20 protein-coding genes are annotated in these 23,339 nt (G+C 70.0%); 9 read left to right on the plus strand and 11 right to left on the minus strand.

Annotated elements, in window-relative coordinates:
- Positions 1–9: 9 nt before the first annotated feature.
- From FHR38_RS17650 to FHR38_RS33260, 4 genes are all read right to left on the minus strand, one after another.
- Positions 10–2,295, minus strand: a complete 2,286-nt coding sequence (locus tag FHR38_RS17650; RefSeq protein ID WP_184535700.1) for a heavy metal translocating P-type ATPase — start codon at positions 2,293–2,295, stop codon at positions 10–12.
- Between the two features lie 15 nt (positions 2,296–2,310).
- Complete coding sequence (locus tag FHR38_RS17655; RefSeq protein ID WP_246446590.1) at positions 2,311–3,285, minus strand: DUF8832 domain-containing protein; 975 nt, start codon at positions 3,283–3,285, stop codon at positions 2,311–2,313.
- A gap of 35 nt (positions 3,286–3,320) precedes the next feature.
- Complete coding sequence (locus tag FHR38_RS17660) at positions 3,321–3,530, minus strand: heavy-metal-associated domain-containing protein (protein ID WP_184535701.1); 210 nt, start codon at positions 3,528–3,530, stop codon at positions 3,321–3,323.
- An 85-nt stretch (positions 3,531–3,615) separates the two neighbouring features.
- Positions 3,616–3,888: a heavy-metal-associated domain-containing protein gene (locus FHR38_RS33260; RefSeq protein ID WP_312882232.1), complete on the minus strand. Its 273-nt coding sequence runs from the start codon at positions 3,886–3,888 to the stop codon at positions 3,616–3,618.
- Positions 3,889–3,976: 88 nt separating this feature from the next.
- Here FHR38_RS33260 and FHR38_RS17670 point away from each other — a divergent pair, with 88 nt between their 5' ends.
- On the plus strand, positions 3,977–4,279 hold the full coding sequence (locus FHR38_RS17670) for a metal-sensitive transcriptional regulator (protein WP_184535702.1): 303 nt from the start codon (positions 3,977–3,979) through the stop codon (positions 4,277–4,279).
- A 430-nt stretch (positions 4,280–4,709) separates the two neighbouring features.
- Here FHR38_RS17670 and FHR38_RS17675 read toward each other — a convergent pair whose 3' ends face one another.
- Positions 4,710–5,519 (minus strand): phosphatase PAP2 family protein, encoded by an 810-nt coding sequence (locus tag FHR38_RS17675; RefSeq protein WP_246446593.1) that lies wholly within the window; start codon positions 5,517–5,519, stop codon positions 4,710–4,712.
- Between the two features lie 186 nt (positions 5,520–5,705).
- On the opposite strand from FHR38_RS17675, the gene FHR38_RS17680 reads away from it, so the two are divergent.
- On the plus strand, positions 5,706–6,113 hold the full coding sequence (locus FHR38_RS17680) for a four-helix bundle copper-binding protein (RefSeq protein ID WP_184535703.1): 408 nt from the start codon (positions 5,706–5,708) through the stop codon (positions 6,111–6,113).
- Between the two features lie 14 nt (positions 6,114–6,127).
- Here the strand turns inward: FHR38_RS17680 and FHR38_RS17685 are convergent, their stop codons facing one another.
- Positions 6,128–8,254, minus strand: a complete 2,127-nt coding sequence (locus tag FHR38_RS17685) for a heavy metal translocating P-type ATPase (RefSeq protein WP_184535704.1) — start codon at positions 8,252–8,254, stop codon at positions 6,128–6,130.
- A gap of 102 nt (positions 8,255–8,356) precedes the next feature.
- On the opposite strand from FHR38_RS17685, the gene FHR38_RS17690 reads away from it, so the two are divergent.
- Entirely contained in the window at positions 8,357–8,833 is a 477-nt protein-coding gene (locus FHR38_RS17690) for a DUF6153 family protein (RefSeq protein WP_184535705.1), read from the plus strand.
- Positions 8,834–8,929: 96 nt separating this feature from the next.
- Positions 8,930–9,586 carry a DUF305 domain-containing protein gene (locus FHR38_RS17695; RefSeq protein WP_184535706.1) on the plus strand — a complete coding sequence of 219 codons (657 nt, stop codon included), beginning with the start codon at positions 8,930–8,932 and terminating at the stop codon, positions 9,584–9,586.
- A gap of 88 nt (positions 9,587–9,674) precedes the next feature.
- Here FHR38_RS17695 and FHR38_RS17700 read toward each other — a convergent pair whose 3' ends face one another.
- Positions 9,675–10,793, minus strand: a complete 1,119-nt coding sequence (locus tag FHR38_RS17700; RefSeq protein WP_312882233.1) for a winged helix DNA-binding domain-containing protein — start codon at positions 10,791–10,793, stop codon at positions 9,675–9,677.
- Between the two features lie 30 nt (positions 10,794–10,823).
- The gene (locus tag FHR38_RS17705; protein WP_184535707.1) at positions 10,824–13,709 is read right to left on the minus strand and encodes an AfsR/SARP family transcriptional regulator; all 2,886 of its coding nucleotides are present in this window, start codon (positions 13,707–13,709) and stop codon (positions 10,824–10,826) included.
- Between the two features lie 188 nt (positions 13,710–13,897).
- Here FHR38_RS17705 and FHR38_RS17710 point away from each other — a divergent pair, with 188 nt between their 5' ends.
- Both FHR38_RS17710 and FHR38_RS17715 read left to right on the plus strand, forming a co-directional pair.
- Positions 13,898–14,758 (plus strand): hypothetical protein, encoded by an 861-nt coding sequence (locus FHR38_RS17710; RefSeq protein ID WP_184535708.1) that lies wholly within the window; start codon positions 13,898–13,900, stop codon positions 14,756–14,758.
- A gap of 405 nt (positions 14,759–15,163) precedes the next feature.
- Positions 15,164–16,351 (plus strand): serine hydrolase domain-containing protein, encoded by a 1,188-nt coding sequence (locus FHR38_RS17715; protein WP_184535709.1) that lies wholly within the window; start codon positions 15,164–15,166, stop codon positions 16,349–16,351.
- A gap of 26 nt (positions 16,352–16,377) precedes the next feature.
- Here the strand turns inward: FHR38_RS17715 and FHR38_RS17720 are convergent, their stop codons facing one another.
- Entirely contained in the window at positions 16,378–17,280 is a 903-nt protein-coding gene (locus tag FHR38_RS17720; protein ID WP_184531708.1) for an IS982 family transposase, read from the minus strand.
- Positions 17,281–17,463: 183 nt separating this feature from the next.
- Here FHR38_RS17720 and FHR38_RS17725 point away from each other — a divergent pair, with 183 nt between their 5' ends.
- Both FHR38_RS17725 and FHR38_RS17730 read left to right on the plus strand, forming a co-directional pair.
- Positions 17,464–18,123 carry a TetR/AcrR family transcriptional regulator gene (locus FHR38_RS17725; protein ID WP_184535710.1) on the plus strand — a complete coding sequence of 220 codons (660 nt, stop codon included), beginning with the start codon at positions 17,464–17,466 and terminating at the stop codon, positions 18,121–18,123.
- Complete coding sequence (locus tag FHR38_RS17730; RefSeq protein ID WP_184535711.1) at positions 18,120–19,304, plus strand: FAD-dependent monooxygenase; 1,185 nt, start codon at positions 18,120–18,122, stop codon at positions 19,302–19,304. The genes FHR38_RS17725 and FHR38_RS17730 overlap by 4 nt, the downstream gene beginning before the upstream one ends.
- 417 nt (positions 19,305–19,721) lie before the next feature.
- Here FHR38_RS17730 and FHR38_RS17735 read toward each other — a convergent pair whose 3' ends face one another.
- The gene (locus FHR38_RS17735) at positions 19,722–21,365 is read right to left on the minus strand and encodes a dolichyl-phosphate-mannose--protein mannosyltransferase (protein WP_184535712.1); all 1,644 of its coding nucleotides are present in this window, start codon (positions 21,363–21,365) and stop codon (positions 19,722–19,724) included.
- A gap of 27 nt (positions 21,366–21,392) precedes the next feature.
- Between FHR38_RS17735 and rsmI the strand changes: the two genes are divergently transcribed.
- Positions 21,393–22,238: a 16S rRNA (cytidine(1402)-2'-O)-methyltransferase gene (gene rsmI / locus FHR38_RS17740; RefSeq protein WP_184539825.1), complete on the plus strand. Its 846-nt coding sequence runs from the start codon at positions 21,393–21,395 to the stop codon at positions 22,236–22,238.
- Between the two features lie 84 nt (positions 22,239–22,322).
- Here the strand turns inward: rsmI and FHR38_RS17745 are convergent, their stop codons facing one another.
- Entirely contained in the window at positions 22,323–23,273 is a 951-nt protein-coding gene (locus FHR38_RS17745; protein ID WP_184535713.1) for a hypothetical protein, read from the minus strand.
- Positions 23,274–23,339 lie beyond the last annotated feature (66 nt).

Genomic DNA, 23,339 nt, shown 5'->3' on the forward strand with positions numbered 1-23,339 from the left:
CGATCGGGGTTACCGGGCGGTGCCGGCGTACGGCTTGAACCGGCGTAGCCGCAGCGAGTTGCTGACCACGAAGACCGACGAGAACGCCATGGCCGCGCCGGCGATCATCGGGTTGAGCAGGCCGGTCGCGGCCAGCGGCAGGGCAGCCACGTTGTAGGCGAACGCCCAGAACAGGTTGCCCTTAATGGTGCGCAGCGTGGCTCGGGACAGCCGGATGGCGTCGACGGCGGCCATCAGGTCACCCCGGACCAGGGTGAGGTCGCTGGCCTCGATGGCGACGTCGGTGCCGGTGCCCATCGCCAGGCCCAGATCGGCCTGGGCGAGTGCGGCGGCGTCGTTGACCCCGTCGCCGATCATCGCCACCACCTTGCCCTCGCCCTGGAGCCGCTTGACCACGTCGACCTTGTCGGCCGGCATGACCTCGGCGATCACCTCGTCGATGTCGACCTCGGCCGCGACGGTCCTGGCGACGGTGGTGTTGTCGCCGGTGAGCAGCACCGGGGTCAGGCCGAGGGAACGCAGCCCGGCGATGGCCGCCCGGCTGGTCGGCTTGACCACGTCGGCCACCACGAACGCGCCCCGCGCGGTGCCGTCCCAGCCGGCGTAGACCACCGTACGACCGGCAGCTTCGGCGGCGGCAGCGGCGCGTTCCACCTCGACGGGCAGGGTGAGCCCGCGTTCGGTCAGCAGGCGGGCCCGGCCGATGGTGGCGGTGTGACCGTCGACGGTGCCGGTGACGCCGAGTCCTTCGACGTTGGCGAACCCGGCGACGGCGGGCAGTTGCCCGACCCGCTCGGTGGCACCGGTGGCGATGGCCTGGGCGATGGGGTGCTCGGAGGCGGACTCCAGCGCTCCGGCCAGTCGCAGCAGCTCGTCGGTCTCCTGCCCGTCACCGACGATGGTGTCGACCAGGGTCATCTTGCCGGTGGTGACGGTGCCGGTCTTGTCCAGCACGACAGTGTCGATCTTCTTGGTGGACTCCAGGGTCTCCGGCCCCTTGATCAGGATGCCGAGCTGGGCGCCCCGGCCGGTCCCGACCAGCAGCGCGGTGGGCGTGGCCAGGCCCAGCGCGCAGGGGCAGGCGATGATGAGTACGGCGACCGCTGCCGTGAACGCGGCGCTGATGCCGTCGCCGGTGCCGATCCAGTAGCCGAGGGTCGCCACGGCGAGGGCGATGACGATCGGCACGAAGACCCCGGAGATCCGGTCAGCCAACCGCTGCACCTGAGCCTTGCCGGTCTGGGCCTGTTCGACCAGGGTCGCCATCTGGGCGAGCTGGGTGTCCGCGCCGACCCGGGTGGCCCGTACGACGAGCCGCCCGCCGGCGTTGACGGTGGCGCCGACGACCTGGTCACCGGTGCCGACCTCGACCGGCACCGACTCGCCGGTGAGCATGCTGGCGTCGACCGCCGAGGAGCCGTCCTCGACGATCCCGTCGGTGGCGATCTTCTCCCCGGGCCGTACGACGAACCGGTCGCCGACGGCGAGGTCTGCCACCGGGATGCGGGTCTCGACCCCGTTGCGCAGCACGGCGACGTCCTTCGCGCCGAGTTCCAGCAGGGCGCGCAGGGCGGCTCCGGCCCGGCGCTTGGAGCGGGCCTCGAAGTAGCGGCCGGCGAGGATGAACAGGGTCACCCCGGCGGCGGCTTCGAGGTAGATGTTGCCGGCACCGTCGGTGCGGGTGATGTCGAAGCTGAACGGGTGGGTCATGCCGGGGGTGCCGGCGGTGCCGAAGAACAGCGCCCACAGTGACCAGCCGAAGGCGGCGATGGTGCCCACTGACACGAGGGTGTCCATGGTGGCCGCGCCGTGCCGGAGGTTGACCCACGCGGCCCGGTGGAACGGTAGTCCGCCGTAGACCACGACCGGTGCGGCCAGGGTCAGGGAGAGCCACTGCCAGTATTCGAACTGCCAGGCGGGCACCATGGCCAGGGCGATCACCGGGATGGTGAGCACCAGCGACACCCACAGTCGGGTACGCAGTCCGTGCAGCTTGTCGGCGGGCTCGGCGGTTTGCGCGTCGGCGCTCGCCGCGCTGCCCGATGGGGCGGGTGGTGGCGGCAGTTTCGCGGTGTAGCCGGTCTTCTCGACCGTGGCGATCAGGTCCTCGGCGGTGACCGTCTCGTCGAAACTGACCGTCGCCTTCTCGGTGGCGTAGTTGACCGTGGCGGTCACCCCGTCGAGCCGGTTGAGCTTCTTTTCGATCCGGGAGGCGCAGGAGGCGCAGGTCATGCCACCGATCGCCAACTCGATCTGGTGTGGTGCCGTCTGCAACGGCCTGGTGACTGATGACATGGGACTCTCTCCTGCTCAGTTGTGCGAGTGACCGGTCGGGGCCGGTGTGGCCGGGCCGGTCGAGCTGGGGGTTTCTTCAGTGACGCCGGTCGGGTGGGGGGTCTCGCCGGTCGGGCCGGCGGTCAGGGTGAATTCGGCGGTACGCACGACGCCGCCGTGCTGGAAGTCCAGGAACAGCCGGTACGTGCCGGAGGACGGCACCTCGGTGTGGAAGGTGATGGCCGGTCCGGGCTGCGTCTTTCCGTCCCCAGGGGTGCCGTCCGGGTGGACGTGCAGGTAGGCCAGGTCACCGTCGCGGAGGGCGACCAGGTGCCCGTACGCGCCGAGGTAGGGCTGGAGGTCGGTGACCGGGTCACCGTCGCGGCTGACGTTCAGGGTCAGTTTGCTGGTCGTGCCCGGGGTCAACGTGCCGTCGAGGGTGACGGTGTAGCCGTCCACGGTGGCGGTGGTCGTGGGCGTGGGCAGGGGCTTCGGGGTGAACGCCCCGGGTACGGCGACGTCGACGCCGAGGGTCAGTGCCTCTCCGCCGGTGGGTTTGAAGTCGGCGAACGCCCGCCAACTTCCCGGTTTACCCAACGGCGAGGTGACCCGCCATGTTCCGTCCGGGCTCAGCTCGGGGTGCACGTGCCGGAAGCCGGACAGGTCCCGTCGGGCCACGATCAGATGCATCCGCTTCTCGTGTTCGACGTCGAAGGCGGTGACGGGCTGCCCGTCCGGACCGATGATCCGGAAGGCGAACTCGCCCGCGGCGGCGGTGGCCGGGGTGAGGGTGTAGCCGCGGTCGGACACCATCAGGCCGCCGGGGCGGATGCCGCCGGTCGGGTCGGAGGTGGCTGGGACGTCGTGGCCAGCGTTGTGTCCGCCGGAGTCTTTGTCATGTGCGGGCTCGACGGGGGCACCGGGGCCGACCAGTTGGCCGGCCCCGTACGCGCCGCCGAACACCACTACGAGGCCGAGTGCGAAGGCACCCAGTTTCGTCGCCGTGTTCATGCGTTTACCTCGTTTATCGTTGTTGTTGCTGTTTGTCAGGCAGTGACGAGTTCGTAGCCGGCCTCGTCCACGGCTGCGGCAACCGCCGCCGGGTCGAGGGCCGCAGCGCTGGTGACGGTGACCTCGCCGGAGGCCAGGTCCACCGCTACCTCGGTGACGCCGGGGATGGTGCCCACCTCCGTGCTGACCGAGTTCACGCAGTGCCCGCAGGTCATTCCCTTGACCATGTATTTCTCGGTGACCATGACCGACTCCCTTCCTTCTCCCTCACTATATACCCCAGGGGGGTATGCGCAAGGCGGTGTGTGCTGGATTGCTCTTGGCTGTGGGTCAGGAGGTGCTGATCTGGTAGCCGGCGTCGGTGACGGCGGAACGGATGTCGCCGTCGCTGGCGGCACCCGTGACGGTGATGCGACCTGCGGCGAGGTCCACCGTGACGCCGGTGATCCCGGGTACGGCGGTGACCGCGGCGCTGACCCGCGTGGCGCAGGGCTGGCAGGTCATGCCGGCGACGAGGTAGTCGCGGCTGTCGGTGGCCGATGTCTCGATGGTCTGGTTGGTCTGGCTGGTCTCGCAGCCGCAACCACAACCGCAACCGCTCACGATGGGCTCCTCAATACTCTTACCCTGTAGGGGTATCAGACGTCGAGGACCATACTATACCCCCCGGGGGTTGGGTATCATTGCTGGCATGACGACACCTACGGACAAGCCGACCCGGGGCTACACGGCCACCAAGGATCAGCTGCTCGCCCGGCTGCGCCGCGTCGAGGGGCAGGTCCGCGGGATCGAGCGGATGGTCGACGACGACCGGTACTGCATCGACGTACTCACCCAGATCTCGGCGATCCAGGCCGCCCTGGACAAGGTGGCCCTCGGACTGCTCGACGGTCATGCCCGGCACTGCATGCACCAGGGTGCTGCGGAGGGACGTGCCGACGAGGTTGCCACCGAGATGATGGCCGCCGTCGGACGGCTGATGAAGCGCGGCTGACCCGGGGGCAGTCGGACGAAAAGCGGCCCCCGACCAGGGGCCGCTTTCGCGTACGGGGATCCACGGGGCCGGGGAGTGCCTAGCGGACGCCGATCACCGCCGCGTCGCGGTCAGTACGGCGTCGTAGCCGTCCCGCGAAAGGGCGTTCACCCACTGCGACGGCGTACGTAGATCGGCGGTGACCACGGTGGTGCGTTCTTCCAGTGAGGCGCGGGCGATGGTCAGTAGCGCCGGGTCGATGTCGACCAGGGTGGTGTTCGCGTGCGGAAACCGGCGCAGGGTCCGCAGCGAGATGGATCCGGTCCCGCCCGGCCAGGTCGAGTACGGCGGGTGCCGGTGAGTCGGTGGTCGCGGCGACGGTGTCGAGCAATGCGGTGAATGCCGGTCGAGACTTGACGATGCGGGGCCCGGGGCCCGGGGCGCGGCGGGCTCAGCGGTTCGTCGGTTTCCCGGCTGTCCGGGGAGCGTTGGCCAACACCAGGAATCGGAAGGCCGGGATCGAGCCCATCCAGCGAATCACGTAGGTTGCCAATGGGGTCAGGGCGATCACGGTGGCCGCGGTCACCGCACCGCCGAGGACGAAGCCGGCGAGTACGTCGTGCGGGTAGTGCACCCCGGCGAGGACCCGCAGTGCCGCCGCCAGGGCCGCCAGTGGAAGGGTCAACGCCGCGATCCGGGGGGCCACCACCGCCAGCCCGACCGCGAGCCCGGCGGCGATCGTCGTGTGGTTGCTCGGGAACGACCAGTCGCCGATGCCGGGACAGGTGACCACGGTCTCGACCCCGGAGAGGGCGCGGCACGGCCGCTCCTCGTCCACGATCAGTTTGAACACCTCGCTGGTCAGGTAGGCGGAGGTCATGCCGAGGCCGACCAGCACCGTGCCACCGACGATCTGGGCACCCCGCCGTCGACCCGTCCACCAGGTCCAGACCAGCAGGAACACGAGGATCAGCACGCTGCCCTCGGTGGCCAGCTCCACGAGCATGTGCAGCCAGTCCGGGCCTTCCCCGACCAGATCGGTGATCAGGCGGTACGTCGCCGCCGAGGCGCCGTTCGTGACCTCCACCGGGCGGGGGCCGGTCCACCCGGCCGGGGTCAGCCAGAGTAGGAGGCCGGCACCTACCGCCAACACCGCCAGGGCCGCCAGGAGGCGCCCCGGGACCAGCAACCGCTGCTGTGCAGGGTGCTCGCTCACCACATCGCTGTTCCGCATCGAGCCAGATTCAACACGCTTCGCCATTCGACGACCGTACGGGGGGTGCCCGTAAAAACCATGACACGAAGGGCGAGTCCCAAACATGACGATTGTCAGGGTTGACAGCCCGGATCCGCTGCCCCACGCGTTAGCCCCCTGCCCTCGGGGGTACCAGCACGAGGACGAGTAACCGGAACGAACTGCCCGAGGCGGCAGTCGGGAGGAACGATCATGGGAAACGTGAGCGCGATGCTGGATACCTACCCGGCCGATCTGGGTCACGTGGACCGAGCCAAGCTGACCCAGTGCATCGAGGCCTGCTTCGAATGTGCGCAGACCTGCACCGCCTGCGCTGACGCCTGTCTGAGCGACACCGGCGTGGTCGAGCTGATCAAGTGCGTGCGGTCGAACCTGGACTGCGCCGATATCTGCGAGACCACCGGCCGGGTGCTGTCCCGGCACACCGGCTACGACGCCAATCTCACCCGGCAGATGCTCCAGGCGTGCATGACGGCCTGTAAGGCGTGTGGGGACGAGTGCGCCAAGCACGCCGACATGCACGAGCACTGCCGGGTGTGCGCCGACGCGTGTCGGGCCTGTGAACAGGCCTGCAAGGAATTGCTGGCGGCACTCGGCTGACGCCACACCGCGGCTCATCCCTCCGTCGGGGCGAGGCGTACCCGGCGGAGCAGTTGCGCGTTGAGCGCCACCACGATGGTGGAGGCGGACATCAACACCGCCCCGGCGGCCGGACTGAGAGCGATGCCGGCCCAGACCAGCACGCCGGCGGCGAGCGGCAGCGCCACCACGTTGTAGCCGGCGGCCCATGCCAGGTTCTGGATCATCTTGCGGTAGGACGCCTTGGACAAGCGGATAATCCCGGTAACCCCGCGCGGGTCGGACGAGGCGAGCACCACCCCGGCCGACTCGATGGCCACGTCGGTGCCAGCGCCGATCGCGATTCCGACATCGGCGCGGGCCAGGGCGGGAGCGTCGTTGACCCCGTCACCGACCATCGCCACCGTCAGACCACGACCCTGCAACTCGCTGACCGCGTCGTCCTTGTCGGCTGGCAGCACCTCGGCGAACACCTCGTCGACCCCGGGCTGGAAACCCAACTCGGCGGCGACCGCCTCGGCGACCGGTCGGGCGTCACCGGTGATCATCACGATCTTCTTGACCCCCTGCTGGCGCAGTTGCGCGATGGCCTCGCGAGCCTCGGGGCGTACCTCGTCCTCCAGCGCGAACGCGCCGAGCACCCGCCAGGATCCAGCGTAATCCCGCCGTACCAGGTGCAGCACGGCTGCGCCGCGCCCGGACCACTGCTCGGTGGTCCGGGTCAGCTCCTTCGGTGCCCGGACCTGGAGTTCGTTGAGCAGGGCGGGGCCGCCGACGGCGTACTCGGTGCCGTCGATCTCGGCCTGCACGCCGCGTCCGGTCAGCGCTCGGAAGTTGGTCGCCGTCGTTGGTCGTCCCCGGTCCGTGGCGACGGCCACGATTGCCCGGGCCAACGGGTGCTCGCTGTCCGACTCGACCCCGGCGGCGAGCCGCAACACCTCGTCGTCGCTCACCCCGGCGGCCGACGCCACGGCGGTCACGGTGTGCGCGCCCTTGGTCAGCGTGCCGGTCTTGTCGAACAGCACCGCGTCGACGGTACGCATCCGCTCCAGCGCCAGCCGGTCCTTCACCAGGATGCCGGCCTTGGCCGCCACCGCCGTCGAAAGCGCGATGACCAGGGGAATCGCCAGGCCGAGGGCGTGTGGGCAAGCGATCACGAGTACGGTCACCGTGCGTACCACGGCCTCGTCGACGTCGCCGAAGGCCCACCACGCGCCGAAGGTGACCACGGCGGTGGCGGTGGCGATGTAGAACAGCATCGCGGCGAAGCGGTCGGCGAGCACCTGGGCCCGACCACTGGACTGCTGTGCTTGGGCGACCAGGCGTTGGATACCGGCCAGGGCGGTGTCCTCGCCGACCGCGTCGATCTCGACCCGGATCGCCGAGTCGGTGGCCACCGTGCCGGCGACCACCCGATCACCGATACTCCGGCTCACCGGTCGGGACTCGCCAGTGATCATGGACTCGTCGAGTTCGGCCGTGCCATCGACGACCCGACCGTCGGCCGGCACCCGGGCTCCCGGGCGGACCAGTACGACGTCGCCCACCCGCAGATCGGCCGCGGAAACGCGGTGCACGCCACCGTCGGGGTCGACCCGTTCGGCGTCGTCGGGCAGCAGGGCGGCCAGCGCCGACAGTGCCCCCTGGGCCTGGCCGATGGCCTTCATCTCCTGCCAGTGGCCGAGCAGCATGATGGTGACCAGCGCGGCCAGTTCCCACCAGAAGTCGAGGTGGAACGCGCCGAGGCTGGTGGCCAGCGATGCGACGTAGGCGACCGTGATCGCCATCGCGATCAGCAGCATCATGCCCGGCGCTCGGTCGCGGACCTCCCGTACCCCGCCTACCAGGAATGGCCAGCCACCGTAGAGGAACACCATGGTGCCCAGTACCGGCCCGACCAGGTCGATGCCGGGGAAGTCGAGTGAGTAGCCGAACCAGTCCATGATCATGTGACTGGTGACCACGATCGGTACGGTCAGCGCCAGGCTCAGCCAGAACTTGCGTCGGAAGATCTCCGGATCGTGTCCGGCGTGCTTGTCATGGCCCTGGTGCCCGGTGTGGCCGTCATGGCCCTGGTGCCCGGCGTGGCCGTTATGTCTGTTGTGTTGGACATTGTGAGCGTCAGTGTGGGCGGTCGGACGGTGGCCGGGTTCGTGCTGCATCTCGAATCGCCTCCTCGCGGCGAACGTATCATACCCCCCTGGGGTATTGCGGATGTTTGCTTCCTGCTGGTCCCGCCGACCGGATCGACTAGCATCTCCGGGGTGACCGTCACCAGCCGTGACCCGGCCCGCCATTCCGGCGGGTCGGCAGTGCGGCGGTGGATGCACTGGGGTCTGCTGCTGGCGACCCTGGTCGGCCTGGTGGTGATGCACCAGCTCGCCGGAGCTCGGGACCCTGGGTCGACATCCCACGCGGTGTCCATGACCGCTGCTGCGGAGATCGCCGAGGGACACTGTTCGGCACCGGATGGCGGGTGCCAGGATGGCGGCCGAGAGGTCAACCAGGACCACCACCGGGAGCATGACCGGGACGACCCCCGGCACGGACACGCCGGTCAGGTCTGCCAGTTCACTCCACCGGCAGGCGGGCCGGTGTCCACGCCGGTGCTCGTGGTCACGCCCGGTGGAGTGGCCTCGACCCCGATGTCGATCTCGCCCCGGACCGCCATCGGAGAGGCGGCGAACGGGTCCGGATGCGGGCCGCCTTCACTGTTCCAGCTGTCCATCTTCCGGATATAGGCCGACTCCTAGTCGGCGCACGCCTTTGCGTCCTCGCGGCGGCGTACGCCAACACGCTCGTACCCCGATTCGAGTTGACCAAGGAGTCGATCCACCATGCGTAATCTTCCGACGATCCGCCGTGCCACCGGTGCCGCAGTCGCCGCAGTGGCAGCCCTCGCCTTTGCCGCCGGCTGTGGCGACGACTCGCACGACAGCGGGCACGACGGCGGGGCCAACCCCACCGTGAGCACCTCCACCCAGGCCGGTGCGGAGCAGCACAACCAGGCCGACATCAGCTTCGCCCAGGGCATGATCCCGCACCACCAGCAGGCCGTCGAGATGTCGAACCTGGCCGAGACCCGGGCCGGTGCCGAGGTCAAGGCGCTCGCTGCCAAGATCAAGCAGGCGCAGGCGCCGGAGATCCAGCAGATGACCGACTGGCTCCGTCAGTGGGGTGCCCCACTGCCGTCCAGCCCGGCCGGCGGGCACGGCCAGACCAGCGACGGGCACGGCTCGCACGGCGGCGGTCACGAGGGGATGACCGGAATGATGACCGAGCAGGAGATGACCGAACTGACGGCTTCGACCGGTGCGAAGTTCGACCGGATGTTCCTGGAGATGATGATCCGCCACCACGAGGGGGCGGTGCAGATGGCCACCACCGAGCAGCAGCAGGGCCAGAACCCGGCGGCGAAGAAGCTGGCCGGAGAGATCATCGCCGCCCAGAACACCGAGATCCAGGAGATGCGGGCACTGCTGGCCAAGCAGTAGCCCCGGCAGCGGGCCCGGCGCGGGGCGATGTCGCCCCACGCCGGTCCTCTGTCCTCAGTCCGTCCTGATCCTCAGTCCGTTCTGATCCTCAGTCCGTCCTGATCGTCATCTGGAGTTCGGTGCCGGCGTACGCGCCGAGACGGGCAACCTCTGCCTCGATCCCGTCCGTCGGCACCGGACCGGACTCGGCGAAGAGCGCGACGTCGAGCGCCCCGTCCTCGACGTCCCAGGTGCCGGCCACCCGGCCCCGGTGCACCACCACGGGGGAGATCCAGCCGGCCGCACGGCTGACCGCACCTCGGCGCGCGGCCGGGATGAGCCGGGTGTCGTTCGTACCCGGGCCGAGCACGTAGTGGTCGAAGGCGGGAAGCAGGCGTACGTCATCGAACCGTTCGACACCGGCGATCTCGTCCACGTCGGCCGCCCGTGCGTACGCCGGTTGGTCATCCACCTCGACGTGCACCACCGTGCCGGCGTCGACCAGGCCGCCGAACCAGCCCCGCAACGTCGCCTTCTTCGTAGCGCCCCGACAAAGCCACTGGTCGAACACCTCGGGGGTGGCCGGTCCGTACGCGCCGAGGTAGTTCGGAATGACGGTCTGTGCCGCCACGTCCGGGGCCGGCAGCCCCGACCAGCCGTCCAGCCACGTGTCGGGCCGGGTGAAGGTGACCCGGTTGCCCTCGCTCGGCCCGTTGACCAGCAACCCCTGCCAGGCCAGCGGCTTGAGCACCGCACCCCAGCCAGAACCGAGATGTGCCTGGAGCGTGGCGTCCCCGGTGCGCTCGACGATCTCGGCGGTCAACTCTTCCCGGGTGAGCACCCGCCCATCCAGTGCCTTCAGGGTCGCCTCCGCGATGGCGTCCAGTTGCGCCACGGTGACGAAGGTGCGTTGCCAGGAGCCCTTCTCCCAGGTCCGCGCGGCGGCCAGCAGCGACAGGTAGGCGGGGGCGTCGGCCGGCGTGAGAAGGTGCAGGGTGCCGCGCATCGCCCAGGTCTTGACCAGTCTGCGGTCGGCGAGTGCCTCGGCCACCAGGCCGGGCCGGACGACCGGCAGCCGAGCGGCGACCGCGCGCTCGGCTGCCGAGATGACCTGGGCCTGCAGGCCACAGAGCCGCCGTACGACCTGTGTGGTGTCGACCTCCACCACCCGGTCCAGGTAGTGCCGACGCATCCGCCAGGCCAGCACGTTGTCCGAGGTCAGATTCACGTCACGGCTCCGCTTCCCGATGTCTGCCGATCAGACCCTACGGGTTGGCTCCGACAGCACGACCCCGGTCGGTACGGCGGGCCGGAGCAGGTCGGCGATCCTGACCCGTAGCGGATCGGCGTCCGGGTGCCCCAGCTCGTCGAAGACGACCAGGGCGTCCCGCCAGGCGAGCAGCGCCGCCTCGACGTGACCAGCGGCCCGGTGGGTCTCCCCGAGGTTCACGAGCACCTCCGCCTCGTCGTACCGGTCACCGAGCGTGCGATGCAGGTCGAGCGCCCGTCGGTAGCACTCGGTGGCCTGGTCGTACTGGCCGAGTTCGTGGTGGACGTAGCCCAGGCTGTCCCAGGTCAGGGCGGCACCGTGCCGATCGCCGGTCTCCTTGTGGATCAGTAACGCCTGGCGACACGAGTCGAGCGCCAACCGGTGTTCCCCGAGCCGTGCCTGCAACCAGCCGAGGTTGTTCAGGGCCTTGGCCTGCCCCACCTGGTAGCCGACGGCCCGATAGAGGGCGAGCGCCCGGCTGGTCTGGTCGAGCGCGTCCCGGTGCCGGCTCTCTCGGGCGAAGACCCAGCACAGTCCGAGATGCGTGTGCGCCTCCCCGGTACGGTCACCCAACTCGCGGTACAGGTCGAGATCCCGCTGGTAGTGCCGGTGTGCATCCTGGTGCCGACCCAGCCAGGTGGCGGCGATGGCGAGTCCCCGGTGCGCCTGGGCCTGGCCGAGCGGATCGGCCCGCTGCTGCGCGGCGTCCAGCGCCGTACGCTGCACTGCGGCGAGTTCATGCCAGTGGCCCCGACGGTCCAGATAGGTGGTGGACGCCGCCGCCAGGCGCCAGGCGTGCCCGTCGAACCCGTACCGGGCCGCCTGCTCGACCGAGGCCAGCAGGACGGGGTGCTCGGCGGTGAACCAGTCCATGGCCCGGGTATGGTCCGCCGGGCCGTCCACGAGTGCACCCGGTCTCGGCTCGGTGATCGGCACCGGATGCGCCAGCCGGTAGGGGTCCAGCAGTTGATCGGCTACCTGCGTGACGTGTAGGTAATGGTCGAGGAGGCGGTGCCGGGCCGCCCGGCGTTCCGGGACGTCGTCGACGGTGTCACACAGTTCGGCCGCGTAACTGCGCAGCAGGTCGTGCTGGCTGTACCGCCCGGGAAGCTGCTCGGTGATCAGGTGTGCCCGGGTCAGGGCGGCCAGCAGCGGACGTACCCGGGACAGCGGCAGGCCGACGAGACTGGCCGCCGCCGGACCAGCCAGATCCGGGCCCGGGTGTAGCCCCAGCAGCCGGAACAGCCGGCCGGTCGGGGCGTCGAGCGCCCGGTAGGACCAGGAGAAGACCGCCCGTACGTCGGTGGCCGGGTCGCCCACGTCCAGCGCCGCCAGCCGGCCAGCCTGGGCGTCGGCCAACTCGGCGGCCAGGGCGGCCAGCGGAAAGCCGGGTTCGGCGGCGGCCCGCGCCCCCACCACGGCCAGCGCCAGCGGCAGTCGGGCGCACCGCTGGACGATGTCGTCCACTGCGCCGGGCTCGGCCGCGACCCGCTTGCGGCCGATCCGGCGAGCCAGTAGCTCCCGCGATTCCGAGGTGGACAACAGGTCCAGGGTCAGCGGGCGGGCCCCTTCCGCGGCGACCAGTCCGGTGAGCCGGTTTCGGCTGGTCACCACCACCAGGCAGGTTGACGAACCGGGCAGCAGGTCCCGTACCTGCGCCGGCTCGCGGGCGTTGTCCAGCAGGACCAGCACCCGTTTTCCGGCGAGCAGGGTGCGGTAGAGCGCGGCCTGTTGGGGCAGGTCGGCGGGGAGCCGCTGGGCGGGCACGTGCAACGCTTCCAGGAATCCCCGCAACGCCTCGCCGGGGGTCACCCCTCGATCCTCGATGTCGAAACCGCGCAGGTTGACGTAGAGCTGCCCGTCCGGGAACCGGTGCGCGACCCGATGTGCCCAGTGCACCGCCAACGCCGTCTTGCCGACGCCGGCCGTACCGCCGATGGCGGAGATCACCACCGCTGTGCCCGTCGAACCATCGTCCCCCGACACCAGGGCGTCGAGTTCACGCAACTCCGGCTCGCGCCCGGTGAACCCGGCGACATCGGCGGGCAGCTGCGCCGGGACCGGTGCACCGGCAAGGGCCCCTTCCAAGGCAGGAAGCGTCAAGGAAGGGCCCTTCCCAACCCCAGCCGGCGCGGTGACCTCATTGCGCAGGACGCGCAGTTGCGCCTCCGCCAACTCGGCGGACGGCTCCACCCCCAGCTCCTCGACCAGCCGGGCCCGGGTCTCCGCGTATACCTGCAACGCGCGGGCCTGCTGACCGCTGCCGGCCAGGGCGAGCAGGTAGCGGGCCACCAGGGCCTCCCGCAGCGGATGCGCGGCCACCAGCGGTTCCAGTGCCCGAACCACCTCGTCGTGGTGCCCCAGCGCGGATTCGACCGAGGCGAGCAGTTGGTGCCCGACGAGGTACTGCTCGTCCAGGGTGACGGCCGCCGCGTCGACGAACGCGCCGGCCGCTCCGGCCAGCGCCGGTCCCCGCCACAGGGCCAGCCCGGCCCGCATGATCTCCGCCGCCGCCGGCAACCGTCCCGCGTCAACGGCCACCCGGGCCTGGGCCAGTGCGGTGTCGAACGCGGCCAGGTCGAAGTCGCCGTCGTCGACCGCGAGCCGGTAACCACCCGCGCGGGTCGCCAGCACGCCGGCCAGGTCGGCGGTACGCAGGGCGGCGCGAAGCTGCGACACACAGACCTGGATCTGGGTACGGGCACTCGCCGGTGGATCGTCGCCCCAGAGGGCTTCGGTCAACTGCTCACCGGAGACCACCCGATTGGCGTTGAGGAGCAGCAGGGCCAGGACCGCACGCTGCTGTGGTCGATGGATCCCGAGTACGCGTCCGGCAGCGGTCACCTCGACCGGTCCGAGGATGCGCCACCTCATCTGCTTCCTTACTCCACGGGACCAGTCGATGCCATCGTAGGGGCGCAACCATCCCGGCGACCCCTGCCTAGCGGTCGGATAGTGGACGCCAAGCGCCACCGCACACGCTGATCCCAGCTAGCAGGACGCAGGCGGGTGGGGCTACCGAGGTCGCCGTCGTCCTGTCCGGAACCGAGGGGGAGACAGCAATGCGTACGACGGTAGGTAGGTATGGGGTCACGGGGCTCGCCACAGCCGTGGCCGCGCTCGTGGTGACCGGGATCGGCCCGGCCGCACCGGCCTCGGCGGATCCGCCCGGGCTGGAGATTGTCTCGGCCACCTCGGCCGATACCAGCGCCGACAAGACGATCACGGCGAGCTGCCCGACGGGCAAGGTGGTCAGCGGAGGCGGTGGCTACCTCGCCGGCTCGGCCGGAGCGAAGGCACACGTCGCCCTCGACCGGCTGGAGCCGCTGGCCAACGGCACCGGTTTCGCGGCGACGATGCGGGAGGCCGGTCCCGGTAGCTACGGGGACGACTGGATGGTCAGCGCGGTGGCGGCCTGTGTCACCCAGCCCGCCGGCTACCAGGTGGTCGCGACCACCGGGGCGGCCGAGACCGAGTACGTCACGGCGAGTTGCGGGACGAAGAGCGTCATCGGCATGGGGGGCCGCGTCAACAGCGGTTTCGGGGACGTGGTGCTGGACCAGGTCGTTCCCTCGTTCGACCTGAAGTCGGTGACCGTCCGGGGTGTGCCGGTGCAGGGCTCGACCCGGACCGGGTGGAGTGTGACCGCGTTCGCCGTGTGCGCCAACACTCCTGCTGGCCTGGAACGGATCACGACCGCGCCGTCGAGCAGCAACAGCAACTCGGGCCAGTCGCGGCTGTTGTTGTGCCCGACCGGTAAGGCGCTCTACAGCGCGGGCGCGGACATCAACGCCGGAAACGGACAGGTACGGCTGACCGCGGTGAACCTGGTCGCCACGGACCGGATCGGTGTCGGCGCGGACGAGGACAGTGACGGCTACGGCGGCAACTGGGCCCTCGACGCGTACGGCATCTGCGCGTAGTGGACCAACCAGCACGGCCGTGACCGGCCCATCGTCGTTGGCGGTGGGCCGGTCTGGGCTGCCCAGGTTGGCCGCCGCCGGTCAGTCTGTCCACGGTGTCCTTCCAGCCGGCGTCGTAGGGCCCGGGTACTTCGGCTGATCACCTCGAACGGGTCCGTGACCAACCCCGACAAGCTCTCCCGGATCGGTGCGAACTGAAACCTGGACGGGATGGTCACACCCGATGCCTACGCTGAGAGATCTGCCATGGCGCACGCCGGCGGTGAGCGGCTCGTCGCGGCAGAGCCTTTCCGCCCGCGGGTTCGGGTCGCGCCGGCAGGGCCTATCGGCAGGGTGGTTCAGGGCGTGTCGGCAGGCCTATCGGCCGGGCGGTTCAGGGCACCGACGTCGACTAAGGGGGAGCGGATGACACACGCTACGTCGCAGGCCGGGCTGGATCGCCTGCGGGAGGAGATGACGGCTCGGGTCGTGCAGGGTGAACTGCCCGGCATGGTGTACGTCGTGGCCTGCGGCGATGCGGTGCGGGTCGAGGCGATCGGGGAGAAGTCGTTCGGCAGTGGCGATCCGATGCGCCGTGACACGATCTTCCGTATCGCGTCGATGACGAAGCCGATCCTCGCCGTCGCGACGATGATGCTGGTGGCGGAGGGGAGACTGGCCCTGGACGAGCCGGTCGACCGACTGCTGCCCGAGTTGGCCAACCGTCGGGTGCTCCGGAACATCGAAGGGCCGCTCGACGACACGGTCCCGGCGATCCGCCCGATCACCGTCGAGGATCTGCTGACCTCACGGATGGGCTACGGCCTCGTCGTCGAGCCCAGCTTCGACCCGCCGTACCCGGTGATCACCGCTGCCGCCGAGCTGCAACTGACCCTGGGGCCGCCGGATCCGCGTACGCCGCACGACCCGGACGAGTGGATGAAGCGGTTCGCGACACTGCCCTTGATGTACCAGCCGGGCCAGCGGTGGCAGTACAACGTCGCCTCGCTCGTGCTGGGGGTCCTGGTGGCCCGGGCCGCGGGGCAGTCGCTCGCGGACCTGCTCCGGACCCGGATCTTCGAGCCGTTGGGCATGACCGCCACCGGTTTCTCGGTTTCGGTCGAGGACGCCGGCCGGCTACCGGGTTACTACCAGACGAACACCGAGTCCGGGCAGTCGGAGTTGCAGCGGCACTCCGCGGCGAGCGAGTGGACGGTGCCGCCGGTATTCCTGTCCGGGGCGAGTGGGTTGGTCTCCACCGTCGACGACTATCTCGCCTTCGCCCGCCTGCTTCTGGCCAGGGGGACGTACCAGGGCCGGCGGCTGTTGTCCGAGCGGGCGGTCGAGTTGATCACGACCAACCACCTGACACCGGAGCAGGCGGTTGGCAGCGGATTCCTGCTGGACGGGAACGGCTGGGGGTACGGCGTGGGCGTGGTGACCAGGCCGGATGAGGTCTCGCCGACCCCCGGCCGGTACGGCTGGACCGGTGGTTACGGCACCGCGTGGTCCAGCGACCCGACCCGGGGCCTGGTTGCCATCGTTCTGACGCAGCACACCGACTTCCTGTTCAACGGCGGCTGGACCGAGTTCGAGAAGTTGGTCTACTCCTAGATGATTGAGTCCTAAATCCCTGCTGGTCAATGGTCGTATGCGATGAGTGATCTTGGGTTGGGTGCGCCGATGTTGGTGTTGTGCCAGATCACGGCAGCCAGGGCGAGTAGGCGTTGACCGACGCGGGCGAACAGGCCGTCGTGTCGGCGGGCTCCGTGTCGTTCCAGGGAGAGTTGGCCTTTCAGGCTCTGGAAGATCGACTCGATCCATTGGCGGGCGCGGAGCAGGGCTTTCTCGGCCGGGGTGCGTGGGGCGTCGGCCTTGGCGTTGGCGCGTTTCGGGCGGACCAGGTGGATGCTCCGCAGGTCGCAGAACTGGTCGAACTCCGGGCTGGCGAAGCCACGGTCGGCCAGGATGACCTGCCCGTCGGCGATTAGGTGGTGGTCGGCCTCGATGAGGGCGGCCATCACCTCCCGTTCGTCGAGTTTCGGGTTGGCCAGGCACCACAGCACGGGCATGCCCTCGGCTGTGGCCAGTAGATACAGGCGCATGCCCCAGAAGTAGCGGGAGTGTGAGGCGCTGTAGCCGTAGCCGGCGTCCCCGGCCAGGTCCGAACGTTTCGTGGTCTCCCGCGAGGTGCCGCACGGTACCGGGGTGGAGTCGATCAACCTGAGGATCGGGGCACTGGTCGGGGTGACATGGGCCAGGGCCCGGAGCACGGTGGCGATGAGCTGACCGCTGCCGCGGACCCGTTTGCCGTAGCCGGACGCGGTCGGCAGGTACGGGAACATGTCGCGCAGGTGGGTGCCGGCCCAGCGGATCCAGTGCCGTTCACGAGGGAAGTCGAACAGGACCTGGGTGATCATCAGGCAGACCAGTTCGGCGTCGGACAACCGCTGGGGCCGGCCGGGACGGCGGCGACGCGGTACCAGGTGATCGTCTACGAACACGTACAGTGCGGTCAGAAGGGTGTTGATGTCAGCTGTCACGAGCAGACAACGACACCCTTCCCTGTACCAGTACGCCGGCACCTCCCACCAGCAAAGATTTAGGACTCAATCATCTAGTCGGTCCGCAACCCGAACATCCACGGATCTCGCTCGCCGCAAGCTCCCCTGCTACCATTTGGACAATCGCCCAGGGCGAGTGTCCAAATGGTCGGAGGGAGAACGATGGCGGAGGCAGCATCGACATCGGCGGACCGGGGGCGTCAGATTCGTGACCGACTGACGAGGGCGGCCGTCGAACTCATCGCCGAACGCGGCTGGGCAGCGGTGAGCACCCGAATATTGGCCGAGCGGGCTGGGGTGGGCCCCGGCCTCGTCCACTACCACTACGCGTCACTGCCGGCGCTGCTCACCGAAGCGGCGATTGGTGTGATGCGTACGTTCGTCGATGCTCTGGAACCGCTCCTCGATGCGGCCCGGACACCCGACGACGCGTTGGCCCTGCTCCTCGGGGAACTCGACCGCTACGACGGCAGTGATCCCACGTCACGGGTCTTCGTCGAAACCTACCTGGCCGCGAGCCGGGACGAACAGCTCCGCCAAGCGGTCGGGGCGCTGCTCGCCGAATTCGACGGACGGTTGGCCGGATGGTTGGGCGAGCGCCGGGTAGCGGCACCGGCCGAGACTGCTGCGGTGCTGGTCGCTGCGATCGATGGCGTCCTGTTGCACCGGGCACTGCGGCCCGGCCTGACCGCTGCCCGTGTGCTGCCGGTCCTCCGGCGCACCCTGACTCCCGCCGCCCTCCCCGACTGGGGACAGCACCCCGAGGGAGGGCAGCACCCCGAGGGAGGACAGCGGTCGGGCCGGGGCGGTGCGGACCGATGAGGGCGGTGGTCTGTGGGGCCGGGATAGCTGGACTCGCTCTCGCGCAGCGACTCGACGCCACCGGCTGGGATGTCGTCGTCCTGGAACGGGCGGATGGCCCCCGAGGTCAGGGCTACATGATCGACTTTTTCGGGCCGGGCTACGACGCCGCCGAGGCCATGGGCGTGCTGCCCCGGATACGGGAACTGGGCTACCAGGTCCGGGAAGTGGCCTACCTGGATGAGGCCGGCCGCCGGCGAGCCAGGATCGACTACGGACAGTTCGGGCGTGCCGTGCGGGGTCGGCTGCTGAGCATCATGCGCCCCGACCTCGAACGAGCACTTCGGGAGCACCTTTCCGCCGATGTGGAACTGCGCTTCGGTGTCAGCCCGCGTCATGTCGAACAGCACCCCGACGGCGTACGTCTGACCCTCGACGACGGGACGGTCCTCGACGCCGATCTGCTCGTCGGTGCCGACGGAATCCACTCGACGGTACGCAGCCTGGTCTTCGGTCCCGAATCACGCTACCTGCGCTATCTGGGGTTCCACACCGCCGCCTTCGTCTTCGACGATCCGAGCGTCCATGCGCAGGTGGACGGCCGGTTCTGCCTGACCGACACGATCGACCGCCAGATGGGCTGCTACGGGTTACGTGACGGGCGCGTCGCCGTCTTCGCCGTGCACCGTACCGCCGATCCGACCCGGCCGGACGACGCGCGGGCCGCGATTCGCCAGGAGTACGCCACCCTGGGCTGGCTCGCGCCCCGGGCATTGGCGGCTTGCCCGTCCGCGAGCGAGGTGTACTACGACCAGGTAGCCCAGATCGAGCTGCCGCAGTGGCACCGGAACCGGGTGGTCCTGGTCGGCGACGCCTGCTTCGCGGTGTCGTTGCTGGCCGGGCAGGGCGCCTCGCTCGGCATCGCCGGAGCCTTCGTGCTCGCCGAGCAGTTGGCCCGGGCCGGGTCGATCGAGGAAGGGCTGACCCGATATGAACGGATGTGGCGGCCGGTGGTCACCGATCGGCAGCGGGTCGCCCGCCGGGGGGCCCGGTGGTTCCTGCCGGAGTCGCGATGGCAGTTGCGGGCGCGCCGTGTTGCCCTGCGGCTGGCCCGGCTGCCCGGTCTCGATCGTCGGCTGGCGACCTCGCTGACCGGCAAGCCGACGGCAGCGGTCATGCGGCTGCGTGCCACCGACGGTTAGACCGGCCCTGCACCCTTCCCAACAATCTGGGCATGTTGCTGACGCTGCGGCCGAGGTGCCGGGACGGCGATGCGCATGGGCAGTGAAGTGGGCGCATGGTGCCCCCTCGGGGGCTATGTCGGACTGGTCCGGACTGTTCCACGGTGCTCCGGCTGGAAATCTGACCAGGGGTGACCTGTTGTGCAGGTGATCCAGGGGTGGTTAAGCTCATCATGCGCGCCCCAATCGCCCGCTTCCCCCGTGGCAGGCGATCGGGGCGCGCATCTTTGTCTGCCCACGAAACTCCTCCCGTTGATCATGGAGTTGTCGCCAGGATTTCGCCGCCACATCGGCGTCGATAACTTCATGATCAACAGTGCGAGGGCGCGGGGGCAGGCGTGGGGCGACCGGGTGGTCGGATCCAGCGACCGCTGCGGGTCAGATCCAGCGACCGCCGAGCCACATCCGGGCGGACCAGTCCGCGTACGGGATCGACACACCGGTGTAGATCGGATAGAAGTAGGCGAAACAGATCGCCACCACCAGCACGTACGCCCCGGCGAAGATGGCACCGATCATCCGGCGGTCCACCGTACCGGTGCGGTTGACCGGTGCACTGCCTTCCACCTCGACGGCGGGAGCCGGCGACATGATCGCACCGAGCACGTAGACCACCGCCAGCACCAGGAACGGCAGGGCCGGGGCGGCGTAGAAGAAGAACATCGTGCGCTTGTCGGCGGCATAGTAGAACCAGGGCAATAGACCGGCGGCGACCGGGAGCAGGATTGCCGCACCCCGCCAGTCGCGTCGGGCGATGCCCAGCCAGGTCAGCGCGGCCAGGGCGGGCAGGAACGACCACCACAGTATCGGCGTACCGAGCAGCAGCACCTCTTCGGCGCAGTTGGCGGCCCCGCACGGGCCCGCATCCGACCAGTGGAAGGCCACCGGCCGGCCGAGCAGCAGCCACTGCCAGGGCCAGGACTGGTAGGTGTGCGCGGTGGTCAGCCCGGTATGGAAGGTGAGCGCCTGCTTGTGGTATTCGAACAGGCTCCAGAGCGCATTGGTGACCGGGTCGCCATCGCTCTTGAAGCCCCGGTAGAAGCCGCCGTCGGTCAGTAGCCAGCCCGACCAACTCACGATGTACGTGACGACGATCAGCACCCCGCTGAGCAGGAGCCAGCCACTCTCGTCAAGAAGGGTGTCCCGCCAGGGGCGGCGTACCCCGACCGATCGGCGGGCACCCACCTCCCAGAAGATCACCAGTACCGCGAAGGCGAGCACGAAGGCGAGCGCGCTCCACTTGACGGCGACGGCGCACCCGAGCAGCACCCCGGCCAGCAGCCGCCACCAGGGCACGCCCCGGAGGGAGAAGGGCGGGCGGCCGGCGCGTCCGGGCCGGCTCGGGTCCAGGCCCTCCTCGATGGCTTGCAGCCAGCGGCGACGACGGGCGTCCCGGTCCAGCACCAGCGCACCGAAGGCCGCGAAGACGAAGAACAGCAGGAAGATGTCGAGCAGCGCGGTGCGGGACAACACCAGGTGGAACCCGTCCAACGCCATCAGCAGCCCGGCCGCACAACCGAGCGCGGTCGACTGGAACAGCCGGCGACCGACCCGTACGACGAGCAGCACCGAGAGCGTGCCGATCACGGCGGCGGAGATGCGCCAGCCGAACTCGTTGTAGCCGAATGCCCACTCACCCAGCGCGATCATCCACTTGCCCAGCGGCGGGTGCACCACGTACGCGGCGGTGTTGTTCTTCTCGTCCCACTCGAAGCCGCGGGTAAGCAGGTTGTGCGCATCGGTGGCGTAGTAGATCTCATCGAAGATCTTGCCCTTGGGGTGTGCCAGGTTGACCAGCCGCAGGATGGCCGCGATCGCCACGACCACGGCGGTGGCGATCCACGACCGCCGGTCGAGCCGGGCGTCGAACGGGGCCAGCCGGCGCCGGATGATCGGGGGAACGCCTCGGCTGGTTCGGTCTGGGTTGCCGCTCTGCGCTGTCGCCGCCAGGGTCACCCCGTGATCGTAGGCTGCGAAGGTGCACAACGGCGTCCACCATTGGACGTTCCCGGCCAGGGGCATCGATAAGGGAGTCGGTTCGTGGGTGAAATGTCAGGTAAGGGAAGGCTGCTCCTGCTCGGTGCGCCACTCGGCAATTCCGCCGATGCGTCGCCCCGGCTCCGGGACGGTCTGGCCAGCGCCGACATCGTCGCTGCCGAGGACACCCGGCGGCTCGCCCGGCTCGCCCGTGACCTGGACGTCACCATCGCCGGCCGGGTGGTCTCCTACTTCGAGGGCAACGAGGAGCGTCGTACGCCCGACCTGGTCGCCGCCATCGGCGACGGTGCCGTCGTCGCCCTGGTGACCGACGGGGGCATGCCCAGCGTCTCCGACCCCGGCTACCGGCTGGTCCGGGCCACCCTCGACGCCGGTGCACCGGTCACCGCCGCCCCCGGCCCGAGCGCCGTCACCACCGCCCTGGCCCTCTCCGGGTTGCCCTGCGACCGGTTCTGCTTCGAGGGATTCCTGCCCCGCTCCGGCGGGGCCCGCCGGGCCCGGCTGCGGGAACTGGCCACCGAGCCCCGCACCCTGGTCCTCTTCGAGGCGCCACACCGGGTGGCCAGCGCCCTCGCCGACCTGGCCGCGACGTTCGGCGACGACCGACCGGCCGCCGTCTGCCGCGAGCTGACCAAGACGTACGAGGAGGTGCTGCGCCGGCCGCTCGGCGCGCTCGCCGAGTGGGCCGCGTCCGGGGCGCCACGTGGTGAGATCACCCTGGTCGTCGCGGGTGCGCCGCCAGCCACCTCGGCCGACCGGCCAGCCGACGACGAGTTGCGGGCCGAGGTGGCGAGCCGAGAGGCCGGCGGCACCTCCCGGCGGGACGCCATCACCGCCGTCGCCAACGAGTACGGCCTGCGTCGACGCGACGTCTACACCATCGTCCACCAGGGCTGAACCGCTCCGGCAGGAGCTGCCGAGCCGAATCGCTCCGGTCGGAGCTGCCGAGCCGAACCCGGCAGGAGCGGCTGGGCCAACTGTTCAGAACGCGGCGACCAGGAATCCGACGACGATGAGGAACTGGCCGGTCAGCCCGGCCAGTACGGCGACCCGGCGGGCTCTCGGGTCGGGCAGGCGAAGTGCCCCGGTCGACCACCCGATGCCGGCTGAACAGAGCGCCACCAGGGCTAGGCCGAGCAGCCAGCGCAGGTGCCGGGTGACGGTGTCCCCCTCGACGTACGCCGTGGCGGCGTCCGGATCGACCATCCGGGCCACGAGCGTGTTTCCCGGCGTCCGATGCCGCCCGTCCACCCCGGCCAGCCGTACGTCGGTGACGAGACCGGCAGGGGTGACACTTTCGTCGCCGGGTTCCCCGTCGGCGTGGTCGGAGATCACCGGATCCGGGGTGGCCGAGGGCCCGCCGTCCGGGGCGTTGGTTGCCGAGCCCTGACCGGCGGTGGTGTCGTCGTCGGCCACGAACGTGCCCCGGCACCGCAGGCCGATGCCACTACCGGTGCAGCTCAGCACGGTGGCGGTACCCCGGTCGCCGTGCCCCACCGCCAGCCACAGGGGCTCGGCGCTCACCCAGGCGAAGAAGCTGCTGAGCAGGGTCAGGACGAGCAGACCGGCCAGCCCGAGCACCGGGTGGCGTGGGGGCTTGGCTGGCCGGCCGGTCGTCCCCCGCAGGCCGAGGCCCCGCCGGCTCCGGTCGTGTCCGGCGGGGCGGTCCGCCGCCACCGGGGTCCCGTCCCAGTGGACCTCCTCGATCGGTAGCCAGAACGCCGGTTCGTCGGCCGAAGCCTGCTGCGGTACCGAAGCGCGTACGGACGGCCCCGGCCCGTCCCGTGCGGAATCCGCCCGGCTCGGTGGTACCCGTAGCGGTGCCCGCTGGGGAAGTGCGGTGAACGGGGCACCGGTGGTCGGCTCGATGAGTGGGACGGTGTCCTCGCCCTGCTCCCCGAGGGGGTGCTGCTCGCCTGTTCGCCCGGTCACACTGCCCATTCCACAACGAGTGACCGAGTCGACACGACAAGCTAATGCGCGTGTCGGCGGTAAACC

Source organism: Micromonospora polyrhachis (assembly GCF_014203835.1).
GTDB classification, from domain to species: domain Bacteria; phylum Actinomycetota; class Actinomycetes; order Mycobacteriales; family Micromonosporaceae; genus Micromonospora_H; species Micromonospora_H polyrhachis.

Coding starts and splice junctions, on each gene's coding strand:
- FHR38_RS17650 (WP_184535700.1), bottom strand. CDS start 2,295: ATGTCATCAGTCACCAGGCCGTTGCAGACGGCACCACACCAGATCGAG.
- FHR38_RS17655 (WP_246446590.1), bottom strand. CDS start 3,285: ATGAACACGGCGACGAAACTGGGTGCCTTCGCACTCGGCCTCGTAGTG.
- FHR38_RS17715 (WP_184535709.1), top strand. CDS start 15,164: ATGACACACGCTACGTCGCAGGCCGGGCTGGATCGCCTGCGGGAGGAG.
- FHR38_RS17685 (WP_184535704.1), bottom strand. CDS start 8,254: ATGCAGCACGAACCCGGCCACCGTCCGACCGCCCACACTGACGCTCAC.
- FHR38_RS17660 (WP_184535701.1), bottom strand. CDS start 3,530: ATGGTCACCGAGAAATACATGGTCAAGGGAATGACCTGCGGGCACTGC.
- FHR38_RS17675 (WP_246446593.1), bottom strand. CDS start 5,519: ATGGCGAAGCGTGTTGAATCTGGCTCGATGCGGAACAGCGATGTGGTG.
- FHR38_RS17730 (WP_184535711.1), top strand. CDS start 18,120: ATGAGGGCGGTGGTCTGTGGGGCCGGGATAGCTGGACTCGCTCTCGCG.
- FHR38_RS17680 (WP_184535703.1), top strand. CDS start 5,706: ATGGGAAACGTGAGCGCGATGCTGGATACCTACCCGGCCGATCTGGGT.
- FHR38_RS17670 (WP_184535702.1), top strand. CDS start 3,977: ATGACGACACCTACGGACAAGCCGACCCGGGGCTACACGGCCACCAAG.
- FHR38_RS17735 (WP_184535712.1), bottom strand. CDS start 21,365: ATGCCCCTGGCCGGGAACGTCCAATGGTGGACGCCGTTGTGCACCTTC.
- FHR38_RS17695 (WP_184535706.1), top strand. CDS start 8,930: ATGCGTAATCTTCCGACGATCCGCCGTGCCACCGGTGCCGCAGTCGCC.
- FHR38_RS17705 (WP_184535707.1), bottom strand. CDS start 13,709: ATGAGGTGGCGCATCCTCGGACCGGTCGAGGTGACCGCTGCCGGACGC.
- rsmI (WP_184539825.1), top strand. CDS start 21,393: ATGTCAGGTAAGGGAAGGCTGCTCCTGCTCGGTGCGCCACTCGGCAAT.
- FHR38_RS17725 (WP_184535710.1), top strand. CDS start 17,464: ATGGCGGAGGCAGCATCGACATCGGCGGACCGGGGGCGTCAGATTCGT.
- FHR38_RS17710 (WP_184535708.1), top strand. CDS start 13,898: ATGCGTACGACGGTAGGTAGGTATGGGGTCACGGGGCTCGCCACAGCC.